Raw genomic sequence first — 20,327 nt, 5'->3', positions numbered from 1 at the left:
CCTCACCACGCCTTCCACGGAAAAGACGGCGCAAGCAATGCCTTCTTGACGGGGTGGGCGAAACATTTCCTTATCGTTGCTGCTTCGAATGATTCAGCCAAAATGGATGTTGTGATTATGCCGGCACATGCAAAGCCAAGGATTCTCTGTGTTGGTGCGCTGACCATGGATACAATCTTTCGACTCGATACTCTGCCGCCCGGTCCCGGCAAATTCATTCCGCAGGAGGCAGTGGAGATTGCAGCAGGTATGGCGTCAAGCCAGGCGGCGAGCATTGCCCGGCTTGGCGGCAGCGCTTGGTTGTGGGCCTCGGCGGGCCGCGATGACGTCGGCAAGAGCATTGTCGCCCAATTGACGGCTGAAGGTGTCGATTGTTCGTTTGTGCGCCGCATCGAGGGAGCCCGCTCGGCATTCTCGTCCATATTTGTGGATAAATCTGGTGAGCGGATGATTGTCCCGTTTTATGACAAGACACTGCTGACCACACCCGAGGAAATGCCGCCCATTGAAGCGGGGACTTTCGATGTCGTCATGACCGATGTGCGCTGGCCTCTTGCTGCAGCCAGTGGGCTTAAGGCAGCGCGTGCTGCAGGCATTTACGGTGTGCTGGATGCCGATGTTGCGCCGCTTGAAACGCTCGAACGGCTTTTGCCGCTGGCATCGCACATTGTGGCGTCTGAACCTGCCGCAGAAATTATAACCGGCGAAGCGGATATTGAGCGAGCCGTCATTGCTCTTGCCGCACGTTATCGTGGCTTTGTCGCTGTGACGGGCGGCGCAAAGGGTAGTTTCTGGTCTGATGGTGAGACCGGCAGCCTGCAGCATATGCCTGCTTTTCAAGTCAATGTTGTCGATACACTTGCGGCTGGTGACGTGTTTCATGCGGGCTTCGCGCTGGGACTTGCCGAAGGCTGGGCTATGCCGGAAATCATGCGTTTTGCCAGTGCTGCTGCGGCCATCAAGTGTACCCGGTTTGGTGGCCGGGCAGGTGCGCCGACACGTATGGAAGTCGAAAACTTCCTCTCCCAATAACAAACATTTGTATCTCAACAATTAAAAATGTTTGTGACATCCTGTTGACTATCAACTAACATGTTAGTAGTCTTCAGTTGTTGAGAGAGTGGGAGGAAAATCATTGTCTCGGGTTGAACGGTTTGGACTTTCAGCGGCATTGACCATGCCATTCGATGCGGCGTTGGCTATCGATGTGGATGCTGCAATCGATCATGCAAAATCCTGTTTGCAGCGTGGCTGCAGCAGCGTGACCTTGTTTGGAACGACCGGCGAAGGCTCTTCGATTGGCGGTCATGAACGGGAGATGCTGATCAACGCGTTCATTGCTTCGGGTGTTGCTCCTGCCCAAATGGTCATTGGCGTCATGGCCAATTCCCATGTGGACGCGGCGGAACAGGCACGCTTCGCTCTTGATCTGGGTTGTCTCGGTATCCTCTTGGCGCCGCCATCCTATTTCAAGAATGTCAGCGATGCCGGTGTCTTCGACTGGTATTCCGCAACGATCAAGGCAATCGGCGCAGATGCGCGTGGCATCATTCTCTATAATATTCCGTCAGTGACCGCCGTTGAGATTTCTGTTGATCTGGTCAGTCGCCTGCGTGAAGCCTTCCCCAAGGCGATTGCCGGTGTGAAGGATTCGTCCGGCAACTGGAGCTACACGGAAAAGCTTCTCAGCAAGCATAACGATCTGGCAATCCTCATTGGTGATGAGCGCAGTCTGGCAGCTGGAGTCCGGCTGGGCGGGCAGGGTGCAATCTCGGGTCTGGCCAATCTTTATCCGGAGCAGTTGCTGCGCATGATCAATGAGGGTCGTGACGACAACAATGTTGTTGAAGCCGTGAACGAAGTTGTGAAATACCCTGTCATCCCTGCCGTAAAGGCTATGGTGGGATATCATAGCGGTAACGATGGCTGGCAGCGCACGCGCGGACCGCTTGAAGCTTTGCCGGAGGCTGACCGCAAACATCTGGCGGCTGTGTTTGACCGCCTGTTTGTTGCAGCCGCGGCGTAACTGGGGCGGATCAAAACGTCCTGAGGAGGGACAGGCATGGATGACAGTGGCGAGCCGGTAAGATTGCGTGAGAAAGCTTATGTGAGTTTCACCGAACATCTGCTGGCCCGTGATTTTCATCCCGGACAGTTCGTATCACAGCGCCAGCTTGTGGCAATGACAGGAATGCCGCTCGGCGCGATCCGCGAGGTTGTTCCCCGTCTTGAAGCCGAAGGCCTGGTAAAAACAGTTCCACAACGCGGAATCCAGATTGCACATATTGATATCAATCTGATCCGTGAAGCATTCCAGTTTCGCGTTTTCATGGAAAAGGAAGCCATCGCGCTGTTCTGTGTAACTGCCTCCGATGAAGTTCTGGCCAAGCTCCGGCATGAACATGAAGAGACACTGGAGAAGGCTCTGAAAGACGGGGAGACGCCAGAGCTGGAACTGCAGGCGCAAGCTATCGACTGGTCGTTGCACGATACGATCATCGACGCCTTGGGCAATCAGATCATTTCGAAAGCCTACCGTATCAATGCCATCAAGATGCGGCTGATCAATCAGGAGCGGTTTCGCATCACGGGCCGGGTCATTCCGGTGATGCGCGAACATCTGGCGGTAATTGCGGCCATCGAAAGCCGTGAACCGCAGAAGGCAATGGATGCCATCGCCGAGCATATCAACAATGCACGGAACCTGGCACTGAAAGTTTAAATAGAACGGTGCCGGAAATGGGAGTTACGGCACTGAAATAGATCATGGGAGGATGACACGCATGAAATCGATTCATACGACACGCCGGCAATTCCTAGCCGGATCGGCGGCGCTTGGCGCAGCCAGCTTCACCGGACTTACACCCGCATTCGCCAATGTCGACTGGAAGAAATATGCAGGCACGACGCTCGAGGTCAATCTGATCAAGAGCCCGCGCGGCGATATCCTGCAGAAATACCAGAAGGAATTCGAAGCACTGACCGGTATCAAGGTCAATTCCGAGCAGACGCCGGAACAGCAGCAGCGCCAGAAGGCGGTAATCGAGCTCACTTCAGGCAAGCCAAGCTTCGATGTTATTCACATCAGCTATCACGTTCAGAAGCGCCAGTTTGAAAAGGGCGGCTGGCTCGCTGATCTGACGCCTTTCCTGAAGGACCCGAGCCTGACCGAGCCTTCGCTGGTCGAGAGCGATTTCGCCGAAGCGGGTCTTGCTTTTGCCAAGGACAAGAACGGCCGTTTCGGTGGTCTTCCGTTCTCGGTGGATTATTGGATTCTCTATTGGAACAAGGATCTGTTCGCTGCCAAGGGCGTCGAATATCCGAAATCCTTTGACGAGTTGGTCAGTGCAGCAGAAAAGCTGACTGACGCGGACAAAGGCATCTATGGTTTTGTCGCACGTGGCATGAAGAACGCCAATACGCCTGTCTGGGCGAGTTTGATGCTTGGTTATGGCAAGAGCACCATCGAAGACGGCAATATTCAGACGGACACCCCGGAAGCTATTGAAGCTGCCACGCTCTATCAGCGGCTGATGACCAAATCTGCGCCTCCGGGAGTTACCGGGTTCAACTGGGCCGAATGCCAGTCAAGCTTCCTGCAGGGCAAGGTTGCCATGTGGCTGGATGGTATCGGTTTTGCGCCGCCGCTTGAGAATCCGGAGAAATCCCGCGTTGTCGGCAAGGTTGGTTACGGTGTTATGCCGAAGGGACCGGCTGTGCAGGCGGCACCGACATTCGGCGATGGCATTGGCGTCACGGAAGGGTCCTCAAAGAAGGAAGCTGCCTATCTCTATTGCCAATGGGCAATTTCAAAGGAAATGGGCGCGCGCCTGTTGCAGACCGGCTCAGGCGTGCCGTTCCGCAACTCCATCCTCAACGATCCGGAAGTCCGCAAAGGCGTGACGATGCCGTCCGAATGGGTTGATGTTCTGACAGCTTCGGCCAAGGTCAGCCAATTGTGCCTGCCGGTTATTGTTCCAGTTACCGAGTTCCGCGATGTGATGGGTGTCGGTCTGACCAATCTTCTCGGCGGTGCTGATCCGGCCACTGAAATGAAGCGGGCCACGGAAGAATTCCGGCCTATCCTTGCACGCAGCGAGGGCAAATGACACTCACCGCCCCGACCATGACCAGTGAAAAACACGATGCCAAACTCAAGGCCGGCAAGCGCCGGTTGAAGCCAAGCTATTGGCCGTTTGTCATCCCGGCATTGGTTATTGTCGGGGCGGTTATTCTATTTCCTTGGGCGTTCACTCTGTGGATGAGCGTTAATGAATGGCATCTTGGCGGCGAACAAAGCTTTGTCGGCTTTGCCAATTTTGTCAGGCTCGCCGGTGATACGCGCTTCTGGCAGTCGATGAGCCACACGGTGCTCTATACGGTTCTATCCGTTGTAGCTCCGCTGTTCTTCGGGACGATTGCCGCGCTCATCTTTGACAGCAAGCTGCCCATGCGCGGCCTGTTGCGTGGCATCTTTGTCATGCCGATGATGGCAACGCCGGTGGCAATCGCTCTGGTCTGGACCATGATGTACCACCCGCAACTTGGTGTGCTCAATTACCTGCTGTCGCTGGTTGGCATCGGTCCGCAGGAGTGGATATTCAACCAAAAGACGGTGATCCCGTCACTTGTGCTGGTCGAGACCTGGCAGTGGACGCCGCTGGTCATGCTGATCGTTTTGGGAGGTCTTGCCTCCATGCCGCGCGATCCTTTTGAAAGTGCGGAAATCGACGGTGCTAATGGCTGGCAGAAATTCCGCTACATCACCCTGCCGATGATCCTGCCATTCATGATGGTTGCGGTAATCATCCGCTCGATCGATGCGCTGAAGAGTTTTGACATCATCTTTGCCATGACGCAGGGCGGGCCGGGAACGGCATCCGAGACGATCAATATCTATCTCTATAATGTGGCCTTTTCCTATTACGACATAGGCTACGGTTCAGCCATCGCGGTGGTTTTCTTCATCGTCATTATCACCATGTCCATGGCGCTGCTCTATCTGCGCCAGCGGACCAAGTGGAACAGTTGAGGAGAGACCCATGGCCCGTCGCAACGTGCTGAAATCGCTGGGCACAGCTTTTGTTGTGTTCGTCATTGTTTCGCCTGCCATCTTTTTCTTTCTCTGGATGCTGTCGCTTTCATTGAAATATGAGATCGATAATGGTGCCTATCCGCCCATCTTCATCCCGGATCGCATCGCGTGGTCAAACTATACGCAGATCTTCGAAACCAACGATTTTCTGCATTATTTCTGGAACAGCCTGCTGGTAACCGGAATATCGACATTGCTCGCCCTGCTGGTTGGTGTTCCTGCCGGCTACGGCATTGCGCGACTGCGCGCCGACAAGGCTGCAATTGTCGTCATGATTGCCCGCATGACGCCGGGCCTGTCCTATCTCATTCCGCTCTTCTTGCTGTTCCAGACCATGGGGCTGCTGGGAACATTATGGCCGCAGATCATCATTCATCTGGTGGTGACAGTGCCCATCGTGATCTGGATCATGATCGGTTATTTCGAAACCACGCCGATGGAACTGGAAGAGGCTGCCATGATCGATGGGGCGACCTCGTGGCAGGTGTTCCGCAAGGTGGCATTGCCTATCGCCAAGCCTGGCATTGTCGTCTCGCTCATTCTGGCGGTGATCTTTTCCTGGAACAATTTCGTTTTCGGCATCGTGCTCGCCAGCCGCGAAACCCGGACGTTGCCGGTGGCGGTCTACAACATGCTGTCATTCGAACAGGTCAGTTGGGGACCGCTGGCAGCAGCGGCGCTGGTTGTCACGCTGCCCGTACTGTTGCTGACAGTCTTTGCCCAGCGCCAGATCATTGCCGGTCTCACGGCCGGTGCCGTCAAGGGCGGTTAGAATCAAGTCTGAAAGAATAGGGAGAACGCGATGGCTTCGGTCTCGATCAAGGATGTCACCAAGAAATACGGCAACGTCAACGTGATGCATGGCGTATCCGTTGATATTGATGACGGCGAGTTTGTCATTCTCGTTGGCCCGTCAGGTTGCGGAAAGTCCACATTGCTTCGGATGATTGCCGGGCTTGAGGAAATCACGACCGGAGAGATCGCCATCGGTAGCCGCGTGGTCAATGACCTGCCGGCCAAGGAACGCGACATCGCCATGGTGTTTCAGAACTATGCGCTCTATCCGCATATGACTGTTGCCGACAATATGGGCTTTGCGCTGATGCTGAAGAACGCGCCGAAGCAGGAGAAGGAAAGCCGCGTTGGCCGCGCCGCAGAAATCCTTGGGCTGGAAAAACTGCTCGATCGTTTTCCGCGCCAGCTCTCTGGCGGTCAACGCCAGCGCGTTGCCATGGGCCGCGCGATCGTGCGCGATCCGCAGGTGTTCCTGTTTGACGAACCGCTTTCCAATCTGGATGCCAAGCTGCGTGTGCAGATGCGCAGCGAGATCAAGGGACTGCATCAACGGCTCGGTACAACGATTGTTTATGTCACCCATGACCAGATCGAAGCCATGACCATGGCGGACAAGATTGTTGTCATGAAGGACGGGCTGGTTGAACAGATTGGCACTCCACTTGATCTCTACGATTATCCGGCGAACCTGTTTGTGGCCGGTTTTATTGGCTCGCCCTCGATGAATTTCATCAAAGGTGCTCTGGGCGCTGATGGGCAGTTTGCAACGGCAGATGGTATCAAATTGCCTGTACCGAAGGGCGTGCCTCCGAAAGGACCTGCTGAGATCGTCTATGGCGTCAGACCCGAACACATCAAGATCGCAGCCGATGGCATTTCGGTTGAAGTGAGCGTGGTCGAGCCGACGGGATCGGAAATCATGGTTGTCGGCAAACTCGGCGATCAGGAGATCATGTGCCTCTTCCGCGAGCGGCTTTCGATTAAATCGGGCGACCGCATCCATATAGGGATTGATCCTGCCAACAGCCATCTATTTGATGGCGCGAGCGGTGCGCGGCTCGGCAATCCTGCCGCGACGCACTAATTGATCGCATCAGACCAAATCTCCCGGGAGCATTCAACGTGACGATATCGACTGAGACCTACGGAACCGGAACATTTGTTGGCCGTGTCTGGCGACCTGACGTGCAGGGTCCGTCACTTGTAGTGGTGCGGGGCGGGGCGCTGTTTGACATAACGTCGAAGCAAGTGCCGACGATGCGCGATCTGCTGGAACTGGATGATCCAGCGGCCTATGTCGCCGCGCAAAAAGGCGAAGAGCTCGGATCGCTTGATGCCATCATGGCGCAGTCCGTTGAAGGTGAGGGCGATGCCGCGCGGTTGCGGCTTCTGGCGCCATGCGATCTGCAGGCAGTCAAGGCGTGTGGCGTGACCTTTGCCCGCTCAATGATCGAGCGTGTGATTGAGGAAAAGGCAGCGGGAAATCCGGCGCTGGCGTTGAAAATCCGCGAACGGGTGATGCCGATCATCGGCGACAGCTTGCGGGATTTGAAAGCTGGTTCACCTGAGGCTGCAAAGGTAAAGGCAGCCCTGATCGAGGAAGGCGTCTGGTCGCAATATCTGGAAGTCGGCATTGGACCGGATGCCGAAGTGTTTTCCAAGGCGCAGGTTCTCTCCTCGGTTGGCTGGGGCGCTTCGGTTGGCCTGCATCCGATTTCGAGCTGGAATAATCCAGAACCCGAGATCGTCCTTGCCGTTAATAGCAAGGGTAAAGTAAAGGGTGCAACGCTTGGCAATGACGTCAATTTGCGCGACGTTGAAGGCCGTTCCGCATTGCTGCTCGGCAAAGCCAAGGACAACAATGCCTCGTCCTCCATCGGGCCTTTCATCCGGCTGTTTGATGCGACCTATTCCATTGACGATGTGCGTAATGCTGATCTTGATCTGCGCATCGAAGGTACAGACGGCTATGTCCTCAACGGGCGCAGCACGATGAAGGAAATCAGTCGCGATCCGCTTGATCTGGTAGCGCAAACCATTGGCCGGCATCACCAATATCCCGATGGGCTCATGCTGTTCATGGGAACCTTGTTTGCACCGGTTGAAGACCGCGACACACCGGGCCAGGGCTTTACCCACAAGATCGGTGATGTCGTGACAATTTCCAATCCCGAACTCGGCGCATTGACCAATACGGTCCGGCTTTCAACGCAATGCACGGAATGGACATTTGGTATGTCCGCACTGATGCGCAATCTGGCAGTCCGCGGTCTATTATAAGTTTCAGATAAACAATGACTCCCGCCTTCTTGTGCAGAATGCGGGAGCCTTTGCCATCTTGGGAGATGTTTTCCTGTTAGGGTTTCGGGGGTTGCCAGTCGAACCTCTTGCCCGTGAGGCTTTGATAGACCATGGCAACAAAGCCCTCGGGGCCAACCCGGTCACTGGCCCATTCGTCGTCAAATTCCCGGGTCGGTTGTGCAGCTATGATGTCCTCTAGAGTTGCACCCTTCGCAATCTTTTCGGCGACGCGATCACGAACAGTTTGCAGCATGGTGCGGTATTGAACCAATTCACGACGGGTTGCCAGATTGCCATGGCCGGGCACGACCTGGGTCTTGTCATCGGTTTGCTTCAAGACGGCATCGATAACGGGAAAATACCCATCAATCGTACCTTTGGCGGCAATGTCGATATAGGGATAGAGCCCGTTGAGATAGATATCGCCCATATGAACAACATTGGCATTGCGGAAATAGACGATTGTGTCGCAATCCGTATGCGCCGGTTGATCCTGATGGATCAAATCCACCACTTCGTCGTTCATATGCAGCGTCAATTCCCGGTCAAATGTCAGCGATGGTGCGTCTGCCAGTGCGATGGGTGTTGATTTTCGATTCCAGAAATAACTGAATTGCTCTTCAAGAAGCCGGCCTCTGCAATTGGCCTGAGAGATACTGGTAGCCCCATCCGCACGAAAGGCGGCATCACCACCCATATGATCGGGATGATAGTGCGTGCCAATCACGTATTTTACCGGTCCGGCTCCAAGATCGTTCAAGGCCAGCTTCAATTTGGGTGCTGCTTTTGCAAATTCGGTATCGACCAGTAGAGTACCTTCGGGACCGACGGAGGCCAAGGTGTTGCCACCCGATCCATGCAGAAGAAAGAGGTTCTTTGCCAGCGGCTGGGCTTGAACTTTCAGGTTGTCCCAATCCATGGAAAAGCCATCCGAGACTTTCCATGGCGGCCCGGCAAAAGCGGCTGTGGCGGACAGGTTTGCCGATACTGGGAGCAGCGATATAAGTGCCAGCGCAGCTGCTCGGCGCAATCTGCGGTTGCTCGTACGGAATGGTCGAATGAAGTGCATTTTAAGTTCCCCATATTGCGATTTTGAGTGTCCGCGAAGGATGGGCGCGCGTCACTGTCTGGTATTTTTGCTGGGGGATGTGTGCTTGGAAAGAAGAGATTTTCGTACAGGCGCTGCACAAAAGGCAGCACACCGCGTGTACGCTGACCTCAAGGGCTGACGCATTCGCGCAGCAGCGCGCTGATTGTATCGGCCAGACCAGCGACCAGGAAATTTGTCACTCCACGTCGTCCGATTAGACTAACCAACTCCAGCGGGAACGGAGAACTGTCAAGAGGCAGATAAACGAGTTGCCCGCTGGCTTTCTCCGGATAAATATCAAACGGTGAGAGGAAGGTCACGCAATCGTCGAGCATGACCATCCTGCGCATGACTTCGACCGTGTTCGTCTCCACCAGCGTTTCAATTGTGAAGCCAGCTTCCGCTGCAGCATTATCGATGTGTTTGCGGATGGCGATTGCGGCTTCAGCGATGCAAAGCGGGTACTTGAGACAATCGCTGAAGCGCCGTGTTTTATTGGCGGAGAGAGGGTGAGCCGGGTTGGTTACAGCTCCCAGACGCGAAGACACCGATGTCAGGATTGAGATGTCATCACTCTCTTCAAGGTTGAACCCTAGTCCAAGATCCGCTGTCCCGTCGCAAACCATAGCTAGAATTTCAGCGCGCGAGCGGACATTGACGTTGAATTTCATCGACGGATGCGTTTTCCTGAATTTGGATATAGCTGACGGCACAATAGTTCCGGCCAATCCACTGACCACGGCAAGTGATACTGTGCCGTGTTTTATCCCTTTGATTTCCTCGATCGTGATGCGCGTACGGTCCATTGCCCTCAATGTCTCGCGAACATGTTCGAGCAGTACATCGCCTGCATGGGTCAAAACCATGCCGTGCGGCAGGCGTTGAAACAACGGGGTGTCCAAGGCCTGTTCCAAGGCGAGAATTTGCCGGTTTATTGCCGACGAAGAGATGCTCAGCTGTTCTCCGGCCTTGCGGATTGATCCATAGTGAGCCACGGCATCCAGATATTTAAGCAATCGCGCGTGCAGCATTGTTGGAAACGCTCCCGGTTGTTCCAAGACGCACATCCAAGTCTGCCCACTCCAAAAAATCAAACTTTGGATGGCGGAAACTTATGCTTGGAGCCTGAAACAGTTTCCGAAAAAATCTGCGGAATAAGCGTCTGCCGTCGATGTTTCGCCGACATATGAACCGCGCGGTCCAGATGTTGATATGTACATTTGTCATAATACTTTCGTCTAAGTACGATCAAACTTTCACATAGCCCGTCCAGAGTCGAATGCGAGCGAGGCAGCTGGATTTTCCCAGAACTGCCTCGAGATCATTTTCTCAATTGCCGTATTCAGGGGGCTTTAATGCAGGGTTTTGGTTTGAAAACAGCACTGGTAACAGGGCTGATGGTTGCTGGTCTTGGCGCAACGCCAGCGCTGGCCGAGAAGGTGAAATTTGAGTTCTGGTATGGACTCAGCGGTGACCTTGGCGAGCGCGTGCAGGACGCCTGCAAGAAGTTCAATGACTCGCAGGCCAATTTTGAGATCGTTTGCACCAGCCAGAACGGCTATCCGGAAACAGTTCAGAACGCGATTGCGGCCTATCGTGCCAAGAAGCATCCCGCGATTGTGCAGGTTTTCGATGGCGGTACGCTCGATCTGATGCTCTCCGGGGCTTTCGTTCCAGCCAAGAAGCTGATGGAAGACAACGGTTACAAGATCGATTGGAGCAATTATTTCCCCGGCATCGCCAATTATTACGCGACAGCCAAGGGCGAACTGAATTCTTTTCCGTTCAATTCCTCGACAGCCATGTTCTACTACAACGTCGATGCTTTCAACAAAGCCGGTATCGAAGGCGCCCCGCAGACGTGGGAAGATGTTGAAGCAGCATCGCGCAAGCTGAAGGCGGCCGGTTATGCCTGCCCATTGGGTTTCAGCTTTGACAGCTGGGCCACCGTCGAACAGTTTTCCGCTATCCACAATCAGCCTATCGCCACAAAGAACAATGGTTATGACGGGCTTGATGCGGAACTCACCCTGAACAAGACCAAGCTGGTCGATCATATCGCCTTCTTCAAGAAGATGACTGATGAGGGCCTGTTTGTTGTCAAGACCAAGCAGCTTGGCATGGATGTTGTTCCTGCCTTCACCTCCGAAACCTGTCAGATGATCCAGTCGTCAATCGCCGATCACGGCACGATCGGCAAGACCATCAAAGCGGGCGCGAAGTGGGATGTCACCATGCTCCCGATCTGGAAGGGCACTGAGCGCCAGAATTCCATGGTCGGCGGTGCCTCGCTCTGGGTCCTCAACAATCGCCCCGAAGCTGAATACAAGGGCGCGGCTGCGTTCCTCAACTTTATTGCCCAGCCTGATATGGTTGAGTGGTGGTCGACAGTGACCGGCTATATCCCTGTCACCAAGACGGGCTTTGAAGCCATGAAAGCCAAAGGCTTTTACGAACAGCCAGCCTTCAAGGGCCGTGAAAAGGCAATCGCCAGCCTGACGTTTACTCCGACCTCCGCCAACACACGCGGCATTCGTCTGGGCGGCTTCCCGCAGATCCGCAAGGAAATCTCCGATGCGATGGAAGGCATCTTCTTTGGCAAGCTCACCGTGCAGGCTGGTCTCGACCAGGCTGTCGAGCGTGGCAATGTCATCCTGCGCCGCTTTGAAAAGACCTATGCCGGTAAAGCATTGAACTAAGCCAAGACGTAAGAATGGCCCGGAGCAGTTTGCACCGGGCCATTTCATTTGATCCATCCTCTGGACAGAACTGAATATATTCATGAACAAGCGTACCGTTTTCAAAAGCTGGTGGTTGCCGGTCCTGTTTGCCCTGCCGCAACTCCTGCTTATTGTGTTCTTTTTCTACTGGCCGGCCATATCGGTTTTCAACTGGGCGTTTTCACTCGAGCCAGCTTTTGGCGGGGCAGGAGAGCGTCTGTTTGTCGGGTTCGACAATTTCCGGGAAGTCTTTGCCGATGGCGAATATTGGCGCTCCGTTTCGCTGAGCCTGTTCTTCGCCTTTACCGCTACAGGATTGTCAATGTTGATCGCCTTCGTGCTGGCGATCTGCGTCGACCGGCAGTTGAAGGGATCGGGCATTTTCCGCTTCTTCTACATCTGGCCGTATGCCATCGCAGCGCCAGCAGTCGGGCTGGCCTTCCGCTTCATCTTTGCCCCCGAAAGCGGCCTGATCGCCGTGGTCAATACATGGTCGCCCGATCTGTGGAATCCAGCCAAGTTTGGCAGCCATGCCATGATCCTCGTCATTATCTGCTTCGCGTGGAAATGGATCGGCTACAATTTCATCTTCATGACCGCCGGTCTGCAATCTATACCGCGCAGCCTGCTCGAAGCCTCATCGATGGATGGGTCGGGACCGGTCCGCCGCGCCCTCGATATCCAACTGCCATTGTTGGCCCCGACGCTATTCTTCCTGCTCGTGCTCAACTTGACCGAGAGTTTTGTCGGCCCTGATACCTACGGTATCGTCGATCTGACCACGGAGGGCGGGCCGAACAAAGCCACGGATATGATGGTTTATCGTATCGTCAGTGAGGCATTTCGCGGGCTGAACTATTCCGGCGCAGCGGCCCAGAGCCTCGTCCTCATCGGCCTCATCATGGTGTTCACATTTATCCAGTTCCGCTTTGTCGAGCGGCGCGTGCATTACAAATAGGATACCGGCGATGATCGAACGCACTCCCATTCTCAACGCCGTTACTTACCTGATCATGATTCTCGGTCTGATTCTTATTTTGGGCCCATTCTGGATGATCTTCACTGCCTCGACGCAGTCGTTGCAGCAGGTCTCCTCTGTGCCGTTCAATATGATGCCCGGTGGGGATTTCCTGAAGAACGTTGATGCGGCCTGGGATCGGGCCAACCTTGGTCCCGCCTTGTTCAACAGTCTGATAACATCGCTGCTGGTGATGGTTGGCAAGATCGTGGTTGCCGCGCTCAGCGCTTTTGCCATTGTCTATTTCAAAAGCCCGCTGCGCCACGTTTTCTTCTGGATGGTTTTCCTTACCCTGATGCTGCCACTCGAAGTGCGCGTCATCCCGACTTACAACATTGCCGCTGACGTGTTCGAACCCGTCCGCTGGATCATCAATGCCGTCACAGGCATCGAGCTTTCCTTGCAATGGAACCTGCTCAATTCCTATTCGGGTCTTGTCCTGCCGCTTATCGCAACGGCGACAGGTACGTTTCTGTACCGGCAGTTCTATATGACACTTCCCGATGAGTTGGCGGAAGCCGCCAAGATGGATGGTGCGCGGCCGCTGCGCTTCTTCATCGATATTCTGCTGCCGCTGTCACGCACCAACATGCTGGCGCTTGCCACCATCATGTTCGTCTATGCCTGGAACCAGTATCTCTGGCCCAAGCTGATGACCACAGATGCAAGCTATCAGACGGCGATGGTGGCGATGCGCTCGCTGGTCCCGTCCATCAATGCCTTGCCCGAGTGGAATGTCTCCATGGCGGGGGCTCTTATCATCATGCTGCCACCCCTGATCGTCGTCGCCGTCCTGCAACGCTGGTTCGTTCGCGGTCTGGTCTCGACAGATAAATAAAGGAAAAAGCAATGGCCGAAATTGGCATTAAGAACGTGCGTAAATCCTACGGGCAAACCCAGATTTTGCACGGGGTTGATCTGAACTTCAAATCCGGCGAATTCGTCGTCATTCTCGGCCCGTCCGGGTGTGGAAAATCGACATTGTTGCGCATGATTGCCGGACTCGAGGAGATCAGCGCGGGCGAGATTTCGATCGATAACAAAGTGGTCAATGATCTTGAGCCGCGTGATCGCGGCTGCTCTATGGTTTTCCAGAATTATGCGCTCTATCCGCATATGAACGTTGCGGCCAATATTGGCTATGCCCTGAAAGTTGCCGGTGTGCCGCGCGCTGAACGTGACCGGCGTATTCTCGAGACTGCCAAGATTGTTGGACTGGAAGAACTGCTAAACCGCAAACCGGCACAACTTTCTGGCGGTCAGCGCCAGCGCGTTGCCATGGGCCGTGCGATCATCCGCGAACCCAAAGTGTTCCTGTTCGACGAGCCGCTGTCCAATCTTGATGCCAAGCTGCGTGTGCAGATGCGGGTGGAAATCCGCCGCCTGCACAAGCGCCTCTCTGCAACGTCCGTATTTGTGACCCACGATCAGGTGGAAGCCATGACGCTCGCTGACAAGCTCATTGTGATGAACAAGGGACATGTCGAACAGGTCGGTACGCCGCTGGAAATCTACCATCGGCCGCGTACCCGTTTTGTCGGTTCATTCATTGGATCGCCAGCCATGAACTTCTTCGAAACGACCATAGCTCCGGGCGGCGATCGTGTGCTGCTGGATGGCATCGCACAGGCAATTGATCCTCTTCTCGGCAGCAAGAATGCCGGAGTTAAAGTGGCCGTCGGTATTCGCCCGGAACATTGCCGCCTCGTTCCGGCTGGCACTGTCAACAGCGTGCCCGCCAATGTTGATTTTGTCGAAGAGCTCGGTTCTGGCCGTATTGTCCATGTCGAAATCGACGGCTTGGGTTTTGCTGTGTCGGTCGAGGAAGACCAGTTCTTCGAACAGGGCGCTATGGCCGGGCTGCAATTACCCGCCGAACATATTCATTTGTTTTCACAGGAAACCGGTTTGCGGCTCGATGACGCTCCAGTAGCATTGCGTCAATCCGCACCAAAGACAGTCGCTGCGTAATTCGTCTTGAAAGGACCAGACATGAGCTCGCAATCCACCATCTCTGCCGTTGGCTTTTGCACCTATACGGGCAAGGGTAATTTTGACACGCTGGAAAAATCGCTTCATCAGATCGCTGATCTTGGCGCCAACGCTGCCGAGCTGTCGCTTTACGGTGAAGAAATCGTTTCCGGTGGCCGGATCATTCCGGGACGGCTTGAGCGTCTGACGCAGATCACAAATCAGTTTGACCTGCGCTACAGTGTGCACGGCCAGATCGTCTCCAACTTCATGGATCGTGAGCATCTGGATTACCAGAAGGCTGTGGTCCGGGCGATGCTGGAACTCTGCAACAGCGTTGAAGCCGGTATTCTCGTTCATCACAGCGGCAATGCCAAAATGCCAGCCTTCTCGCGTATCCCCGATCTCGACAAAATGGAACGTGACGCGCTTGCCGAAATGGCTGAAGTGGCCAAAGGCTACGGCGTAAGGATCGCGCTGGAAAATATCTTTGCAGTCACTGATGCGGAATACCGCCAGACTCCGGCACAGGTTGGCGAGACCGTGTGCGCTGTTGGCAGCCCCAATGTTTGCGGTCTGATTGATTTCAGCCACGCCTATATTGAAAGCACCCGCCTCGGTCTCGATTGGCGCGAGCAGATCAGTGCCATGGCACCGGTCACGGGTCATCTGCATATCCATGACAGCTTTGGCCGCCCCTACAGCATGACAAAATTCTATCATCCGGCTGAAGCTACCGCTCTCGGTATTGGTGATCTGCACCTGCCGATTGGCTGGGGCGATATTCCGTGGGAAGAGATTTTCGAGGAACTGACCTTCCTGCCCGATACGATGCTGATCATGGAAATCACCGGAGAGCGTTTTGCCAATGAGCAGGCGGATTGTCTTGCCCGTGCGTTGAAGCTGGCTGAACAGGCCAATAGCCGCCGTCTGGCTGCGTGATACCAAGGAGGCGCGGTCATTCGGTTGGCCGCGCCTCTTTCCTCTGTTGGCAATGTCGATTAAACCGGATTGAACCCGCATTGACATTGAGGACGATCCGAATGGCTGACGATATCTTGTTTGTGTCCAAAGACAGCGCCGAATGGACCGATACGGAGCCGGGTGTCAGCCGCCGCATCATGGCATACCAGCAGGAAATGATGCTGGTTGAAGTGGTGTTCGAGAAGGGAGCTGTTGGTTCCTTGCATTCGCATCCGCATATTCAGGCAAGTTACGTGGCTGAGGGCAGTTTCGAAGTCACCATTGATGGCGTCACGCAGGTTCTGCAGCAAGGCGGCAGTTTTATTGTCCCCTCCAACCTCGTCCACGGAGTGAAGGCGCTCGAAAAGGGTCGTCTGATCGACAGTTTCTCGCCGTATCGCGCCGAGTTTCTGGCCTAACAATCTCATCCTGATTTGGTGCTGTGAAGTCTTGACAGCGCTTTCCTGATGAGCAAAACTGAAACCGGTTTCACTTTGTGCATTGGGTTGCTGTTTGGCCTTTGATCTAACCATATTGACGCCGCATATTCCTTTCCTTTTGAAGGGGGCGGTTCTGACAGCTGAGGCTTGCGTTCTGGCGCTGGCCGGGAGCCTGTGTATTGGCATGATCGTTGCGGCTCTGGTCACCTCGGCATCGCCGGTTTTGTCGCGTATTGCCTATGTCTATGTGGATATATTCCGGAGCATCCCGTTCATCGTCCAGCTGTTCTTTTTCTTCTATGGCTTGCCGGAAATCGGTATTTACGTGGGGGCCTTCACCACTGGGGTGATTGCACTGTCGATTGCAGGCGGCGCATTCACATCCGATGTCATCCGTTCCGGTATTCTGTCCATCGATGTTGGAATTCTGGAAGCGGCAGAGGTCAGCGGGTTGTCCAAGCCGGTTATCTTCCGCAAGATCGTCATGCCGATTGTCCTTCGCACATCGGTGCGGCCGCTCGGCTCGGTCTTCATCAATCTCATTTTGACGTCGTCAATCCTTTCGACCATTACGCTCAATGAACTGACCGGATCGGCAAAGATTGTCGCGTCGGATACGTTCCGACCCTTCGAGATTTACGTAATCCTGCTGGTTGCCTATGCCAGCCTGACCTATCTGGTTTCGCTGGGCATTGGTGCGTTGCACCGCTACCTCAACCGCGACCTGATGACGGCAGGGGTGGCTTGATGCGCTATACGGCTTTCACTTCCTACGACATCGTTCTCCTCGCGCAGGGGCTTGGCGTATCGCTGGCGCTTTTCCTGGCGACAACCATCATTGGGCTTTTTATCGGTTCGGTGTGGGCGGTGATCCGGTTTTACCGCGTGCCGGTGCTGACGCAGCTTGTGACCGCGCTTGCCGAGCTTCTGAAAAACTCTCCCGTCCTCGTGCAGCTGTTTCTTGTATTCTTTGGCCTGCCAGCCTTTGCGAAATTCAACGTCACTCCGGTTGAAGCGGCCGTAATCACATTGTCCGGCAACACGGCGGCGTTCGTCTTTGTCATTGCCGTATCGGCGATTGAATCCATCGGCCGCGACCAGATCGAAGCTGCCCGGGTTTTCGGCCTGTCGCGCTGGCAGATACTGCGCCGCATCATTGCGCCGCAAGCCATGGCATTTGCCATCGGACCGCTCACCGGGCTTCTGGTCAATCAGTTGCAGGTGACGTCGCTCATATCGGTGATTGGCGTCGTCGACCTGACCAAGATGGGCAACATTCTCAACCTGCGCACGCTCAAACCCTTCATCGTCTGGGCGATTGTCGGTGCGCTCTATTACGTGATGGCCAAGCTCATCGCTTTCGCGGGTGCAGTTCTGGAAAAGCGGCTGCGGGCCCATACCGCATGGAAAGGTCTCTGATATGATCAGCGCAAGAGGAGTACGCAAATCATTCGGCGCTGCGACCGTGCTCGACGGAATTGATCTTGATGTTCATGGCGGCGAGGTTGTCTCCATCCTTGGCTCCAGCGGCTCCGGCAAATCCACGCTGATCCGCTGCATGAACGGTTTGGAGAAACTGGACGGCGGCCGGATCACGATTGACGATTTCGACGTATCCCGTCAAAAGGAATTGACGGAAGCCCGCAAACGTTCGGCGACCGTATTCCAGCTGTTCAATCTCTATCCGCATATGACCGCCGTGCAGAATGTTGCACTGGCACCGGTTGAAGTGCTGAAGACACCGCGCAAGCAGGCGGAGGCGGAGGCGCGTGCCCTGCTGGACTCCGTTGGCTTGAGTGCACGGGCCGATGCTTTCCCGTCGCAACTCTCTGGCGGTCAACGCCAGCGTGTGGGCATCTGCCGGGCGCTGGCCATGAAGCCGCGCTATCTCCTGCTCGATGAAATCACCAGTGCACTTGATCCGGAGATGACGGCTGATGTGCTTGGTATCCTTGCCAAGCTGGCGCGCGAGGGAACGACGATGGTGTTCGTCACGCACGAAATCGAGTTCGCCCGCACGATTTCGTCGCGCATTGTTTTCCTCGACAAGGGACAACTCGTTGTCGATCTGCCGACAGCCGAATTCTTTGCAGCCGATGGCGGCTTGGCCATGCCACGTATTGCCCAGTTCCTCTCCAAAATGCGTAAAGACTGAAATGATCCTGATTGCCAATACCGAAGCCTGGCCGGGTTTTGCCAAGAGCGTCGCACTCCTGAAACAGCAGGCGCATGGTATTGATGCCATGGTTGCAGGCATCAGCGAGGTCGAGCGTGAGGTGAAGGTGCGCAGTGTCGGTTACGGCGGCTGGCCGAATATGCTCGGGCGCATGGAATTCGATGCCGGTGTCATGGACGGAACGACACGCGACGTTGGCGCTGTTGGTGCTGTTCCCGATACGCTGCCCGTTGCAGCGCTAGCGCACGAAGTGATGAAGCGTCTGCCCCATGTCATGCTAACCGGCGACGGTGCCCGCCGTTTCGCCACGGAGATCGGTTTTCCCGTTGACGAAACGCTTTATGAGGACAGCAAACGCGTTTGGTGGGAACGGCTTGAGAAAGAGCTGACGGCGGACGAGCTTGCGGCTTTCCCGAATATTGCGCTGGCGCCGCTCAGCCGCACTATCACCGATCCTGAGCGGGTACGTGACACAACCGTGTTCCTATCCAAGGATGCTGCAAATGGCATTCACGCAGCGACATCCACATCCGGCTGGGCCTGGAAATATCCCGGACGTCTGGGGGATTCTCCGATAGCTGGAGCTGGTTTTTATGCCGACAGCCGTTATGGTGCTGCTGCCTGCACCCATACGGGCGAAATGACCATCCGCTGCGGGACTGCCCGCAGCATCGTGCTTGCGATGCGTTTTGGCCATTCCCTGCGCGAAGCGGTTGATCTGGCGATGGAAGATCTCGCGCACTTGACCACCGGTTTTCTCGCAGGCGTCGTCATTCATGCGATTGATGCCAAGGGCAATCACGAGGTTGCAAGTTTCCGCTGTGAGGGCGAAATCAAATACTGGTTCTGGGAAGCCGGAATGGATGAACCTGAACACCGGCATGCCCGAAAATATGATCCGCAACAATAAGACAAAGGGGAATTTCATGAGATTACCAATCGTAAAACTGGCGGCCCTCGCACTGACGGCAGCACTTGCTTTTACCGGTGCTGCCCAAGCCGGAAAAATTGATGAGATTCGCGAACGCGGCACGGTCCGTATCGGCGTATCGCTGGGCGGTGAGCCGATCGGCTTCCGGGATGACAAGAACAATCCCGTCGGTTATGACGTGGATGTGGCTACCATGCTGGCGGCCAAGCTTGGCGTGCCGGTTGAATTTACCGACGTATCCGGCGATGCGCGCGTGTCCATGCTGGTTTCTGGTCAGCTTGATATCGTGGTTGCCAACACGTCGGCGACGCTCGAGCGCGCCAAGACTGTGAGCTTTTCGATCCCTTATAACCGCGCGGGTTTGCGGATCATCGTGCAGAAGGATGCAGGGATTGCCAAACTGGAAGACCTTGCCGGTAAGAAGGTCGTTGTCGGTCGTGGCACGACCGGTGAAAGCTTCCTAAAGAAGGCAGTGCCAACCGCCGAGCTGGTCTATACCGATAATTTCTCGCCCGATGGTGTCTTGCTCCTGCAGCAGAAGCGCGTCGACGCAGCCATCGAGGATTCGTCGCTGCTCGATTACCTCGCCACCAAGAGTGACAGCCTGGTTACCCTGCCGGGTCTTTATTCCAACGATCCGATTGGTATTGCCGTCGCCAAGGGCGACCCCGAATTTGTCCGCTGGCTCGATATGTTCGTGTCAGATTACATTCAGTCGGGCGCCTATGACGCAAATTACAAGAAGTGGTGGGGTGAAAAGTCCAACCCGCCAGCATTGACACCGCTCTGGTAGTCTAGACAAAAAGGCCGGGTAAATTCCCGGCCTT

General features: G+C 55.1%; 21 protein-coding genes. 19 read left to right on the top strand and 2 right to left on the bottom strand.

Features of this window, described 5'->3' with window-relative positions:
• Nucleotides 1–117: 117 nt before the first annotated feature.
• The 8 genes from HB779_RS20810 (at nt 118) to HB779_RS20775 (ending at nt 8,170) form a co-directional block, all read left to right on the top strand.
• On the top strand, nt 118–1,032 hold the full coding sequence (locus HB779_RS20810; protein ID WP_188346251.1) for a sugar kinase: 915 nt from the start codon (nt 118–120) through the stop codon (nt 1,030–1,032).
• Nucleotides 1,033–1,135: 103 nt separating this feature from the next.
• Nucleotides 1,136–2,026: a dihydrodipicolinate synthase family protein gene (locus tag HB779_RS20805; protein WP_188346250.1), complete on the top strand. Its 891-nt coding sequence runs from the start codon at nt 1,136–1,138 to the stop codon at nt 2,024–2,026.
• Between the two features lie 36 nt (nt 2,027–2,062).
• Nucleotides 2,063–2,722, top strand: coding sequence for a GntR family transcriptional regulator (locus tag HB779_RS20800; RefSeq protein ID WP_188346249.1), 660 nt, complete (start codon nt 2,063–2,065; stop codon nt 2,720–2,722).
• Nucleotides 2,723–2,783: 61 nt separating this feature from the next.
• Nucleotides 2,784–4,109, top strand: coding sequence for an ABC transporter substrate-binding protein (locus HB779_RS20795; RefSeq protein WP_188346248.1), 1,326 nt, complete (start codon nt 2,784–2,786; stop codon nt 4,107–4,109).
• 17 nt (nt 4,110–4,126) lie between these two features.
• A complete protein-coding gene (locus tag HB779_RS20790) occupies nt 4,127–5,032 on the top strand; it encodes a carbohydrate ABC transporter permease (RefSeq protein WP_244642830.1) in 906 nt (301 codons plus the stop codon).
• 10 nt (nt 5,033–5,042) lie between these two features.
• Nucleotides 5,043–5,867 carry a carbohydrate ABC transporter permease gene (locus tag HB779_RS20785; RefSeq protein ID WP_188346246.1) on the top strand — a complete coding sequence of 275 codons (825 nt, stop codon included), beginning with the start codon at nt 5,043–5,045 and terminating at the stop codon, nt 5,865–5,867.
• Nucleotides 5,868–5,897: 30 nt separating this feature from the next.
• Nucleotides 5,898–6,974, top strand: coding sequence for an ABC transporter ATP-binding protein (locus HB779_RS20780; RefSeq protein ID WP_188346245.1), 1,077 nt, complete (start codon nt 5,898–5,900; stop codon nt 6,972–6,974).
• Between the two features lie 38 nt (nt 6,975–7,012).
• Nucleotides 7,013–8,170 carry a fumarylacetoacetate hydrolase family protein gene (locus tag HB779_RS20775; protein WP_188346244.1) on the top strand — a complete coding sequence of 386 codons (1,158 nt, stop codon included), beginning with the start codon at nt 7,013–7,015 and terminating at the stop codon, nt 8,168–8,170.
• A gap of 76 nt (nt 8,171–8,246) precedes the next feature.
• Here the strand turns inward: HB779_RS20775 and HB779_RS20770 are convergent, their stop codons facing one another.
• Both HB779_RS20770 and HB779_RS20765 read right to left on the bottom strand, forming a co-directional pair.
• On the bottom strand, nt 8,247–9,260 hold the full coding sequence (locus HB779_RS20770; protein WP_188346243.1) for an MBL fold metallo-hydrolase: 1,014 nt from the start codon (nt 9,258–9,260) through the stop codon (nt 8,247–8,249).
• A 149-nt stretch (nt 9,261–9,409) separates the two neighbouring features.
• Nucleotides 9,410–10,312: a LysR family transcriptional regulator gene (locus HB779_RS20765; RefSeq protein WP_188346242.1), complete on the bottom strand. Its 903-nt coding sequence runs from the start codon at nt 10,310–10,312 to the stop codon at nt 9,410–9,412.
• 324 nt (nt 10,313–10,636) lie between these two features.
• Here HB779_RS20765 and HB779_RS20760 point away from each other — a divergent pair, with 324 nt between their 5' ends.
• The 11 genes from HB779_RS20760 (at nt 10,637) to HB779_RS20710 (ending at nt 20,293) form a co-directional block, all read left to right on the top strand.
• A complete protein-coding gene (locus tag HB779_RS20760) occupies nt 10,637–11,980 on the top strand; it encodes an extracellular solute-binding protein (protein ID WP_188346241.1) in 1,344 nt (447 codons plus the stop codon).
• A gap of 82 nt (nt 11,981–12,062) precedes the next feature.
• Complete coding sequence (locus HB779_RS20755; RefSeq protein WP_188346240.1) at nt 12,063–12,959, top strand: carbohydrate ABC transporter permease; 897 nt, start codon at nt 12,063–12,065, stop codon at nt 12,957–12,959.
• Between the two features lie 10 nt (nt 12,960–12,969).
• Complete coding sequence (locus HB779_RS20750; protein WP_188346239.1) at nt 12,970–13,857, top strand: ABC transporter permease subunit; 888 nt, start codon at nt 12,970–12,972, stop codon at nt 13,855–13,857.
• Between the two features lie 11 nt (nt 13,858–13,868).
• The gene (locus HB779_RS20745; protein ID WP_188346238.1) at nt 13,869–14,990 is read left to right on the top strand and encodes a sn-glycerol-3-phosphate import ATP-binding protein UgpC; all 1,122 of its coding nucleotides are present in this window, start codon (nt 13,869–13,871) and stop codon (nt 14,988–14,990) included.
• A gap of 21 nt (nt 14,991–15,011) precedes the next feature.
• The gene (locus HB779_RS20740; protein ID WP_188346237.1) at nt 15,012–15,932 is read left to right on the top strand and encodes a sugar phosphate isomerase/epimerase; all 921 of its coding nucleotides are present in this window, start codon (nt 15,012–15,014) and stop codon (nt 15,930–15,932) included.
• 101 nt (nt 15,933–16,033) lie between these two features.
• Nucleotides 16,034–16,372, top strand: a complete 339-nt coding sequence (locus HB779_RS20735) for a cupin domain-containing protein (protein ID WP_188346236.1) — start codon at nt 16,034–16,036, stop codon at nt 16,370–16,372.
• A 94-nt stretch (nt 16,373–16,466) separates the two neighbouring features.
• Nucleotides 16,467–17,141, top strand: coding sequence for an amino acid ABC transporter permease (locus HB779_RS20730; RefSeq protein ID WP_188346235.1), 675 nt, complete (start codon nt 16,467–16,469; stop codon nt 17,139–17,141).
• Entirely contained in the window at nt 17,141–17,812 is a 672-nt protein-coding gene (locus tag HB779_RS20725) for an amino acid ABC transporter permease (RefSeq protein WP_188346234.1), read from the top strand. The genes HB779_RS20730 and HB779_RS20725 overlap by 1 nt, the downstream gene beginning before the upstream one ends.
• Nucleotide 17,813: 1 nt before the next feature.
• Nucleotides 17,814–18,548 carry an amino acid ABC transporter ATP-binding protein gene (locus tag HB779_RS20720; RefSeq protein WP_188346233.1) on the top strand — a complete coding sequence of 245 codons (735 nt, stop codon included), beginning with the start codon at nt 17,814–17,816 and terminating at the stop codon, nt 18,546–18,548.
• 1 nt (nt 18,549) lies between these two features.
• Entirely contained in the window at nt 18,550–19,479 is a 930-nt protein-coding gene (locus HB779_RS20715; RefSeq protein ID WP_188346232.1) for an isoaspartyl peptidase/L-asparaginase, read from the top strand.
• 16 nt (nt 19,480–19,495) lie between these two features.
• Nucleotides 19,496–20,293, top strand: coding sequence for a transporter substrate-binding domain-containing protein (locus tag HB779_RS20710; RefSeq protein WP_188346231.1), 798 nt, complete (start codon nt 19,496–19,498; stop codon nt 20,291–20,293).
• The last annotated feature ends 34 nt before the right edge of the window (nt 20,294–20,327 follow it).

It is taken from the genome of Phyllobacterium sp. 628 (assembly GCF_014189505.1).
GTDB lineage: Bacteria > Pseudomonadota > Alphaproteobacteria > Rhizobiales > Rhizobiaceae > Phyllobacterium.
Note: the sequence above shows the minus strand (reverse complement) of the source record. Positions and strands in the feature narration are given on the sequence as shown.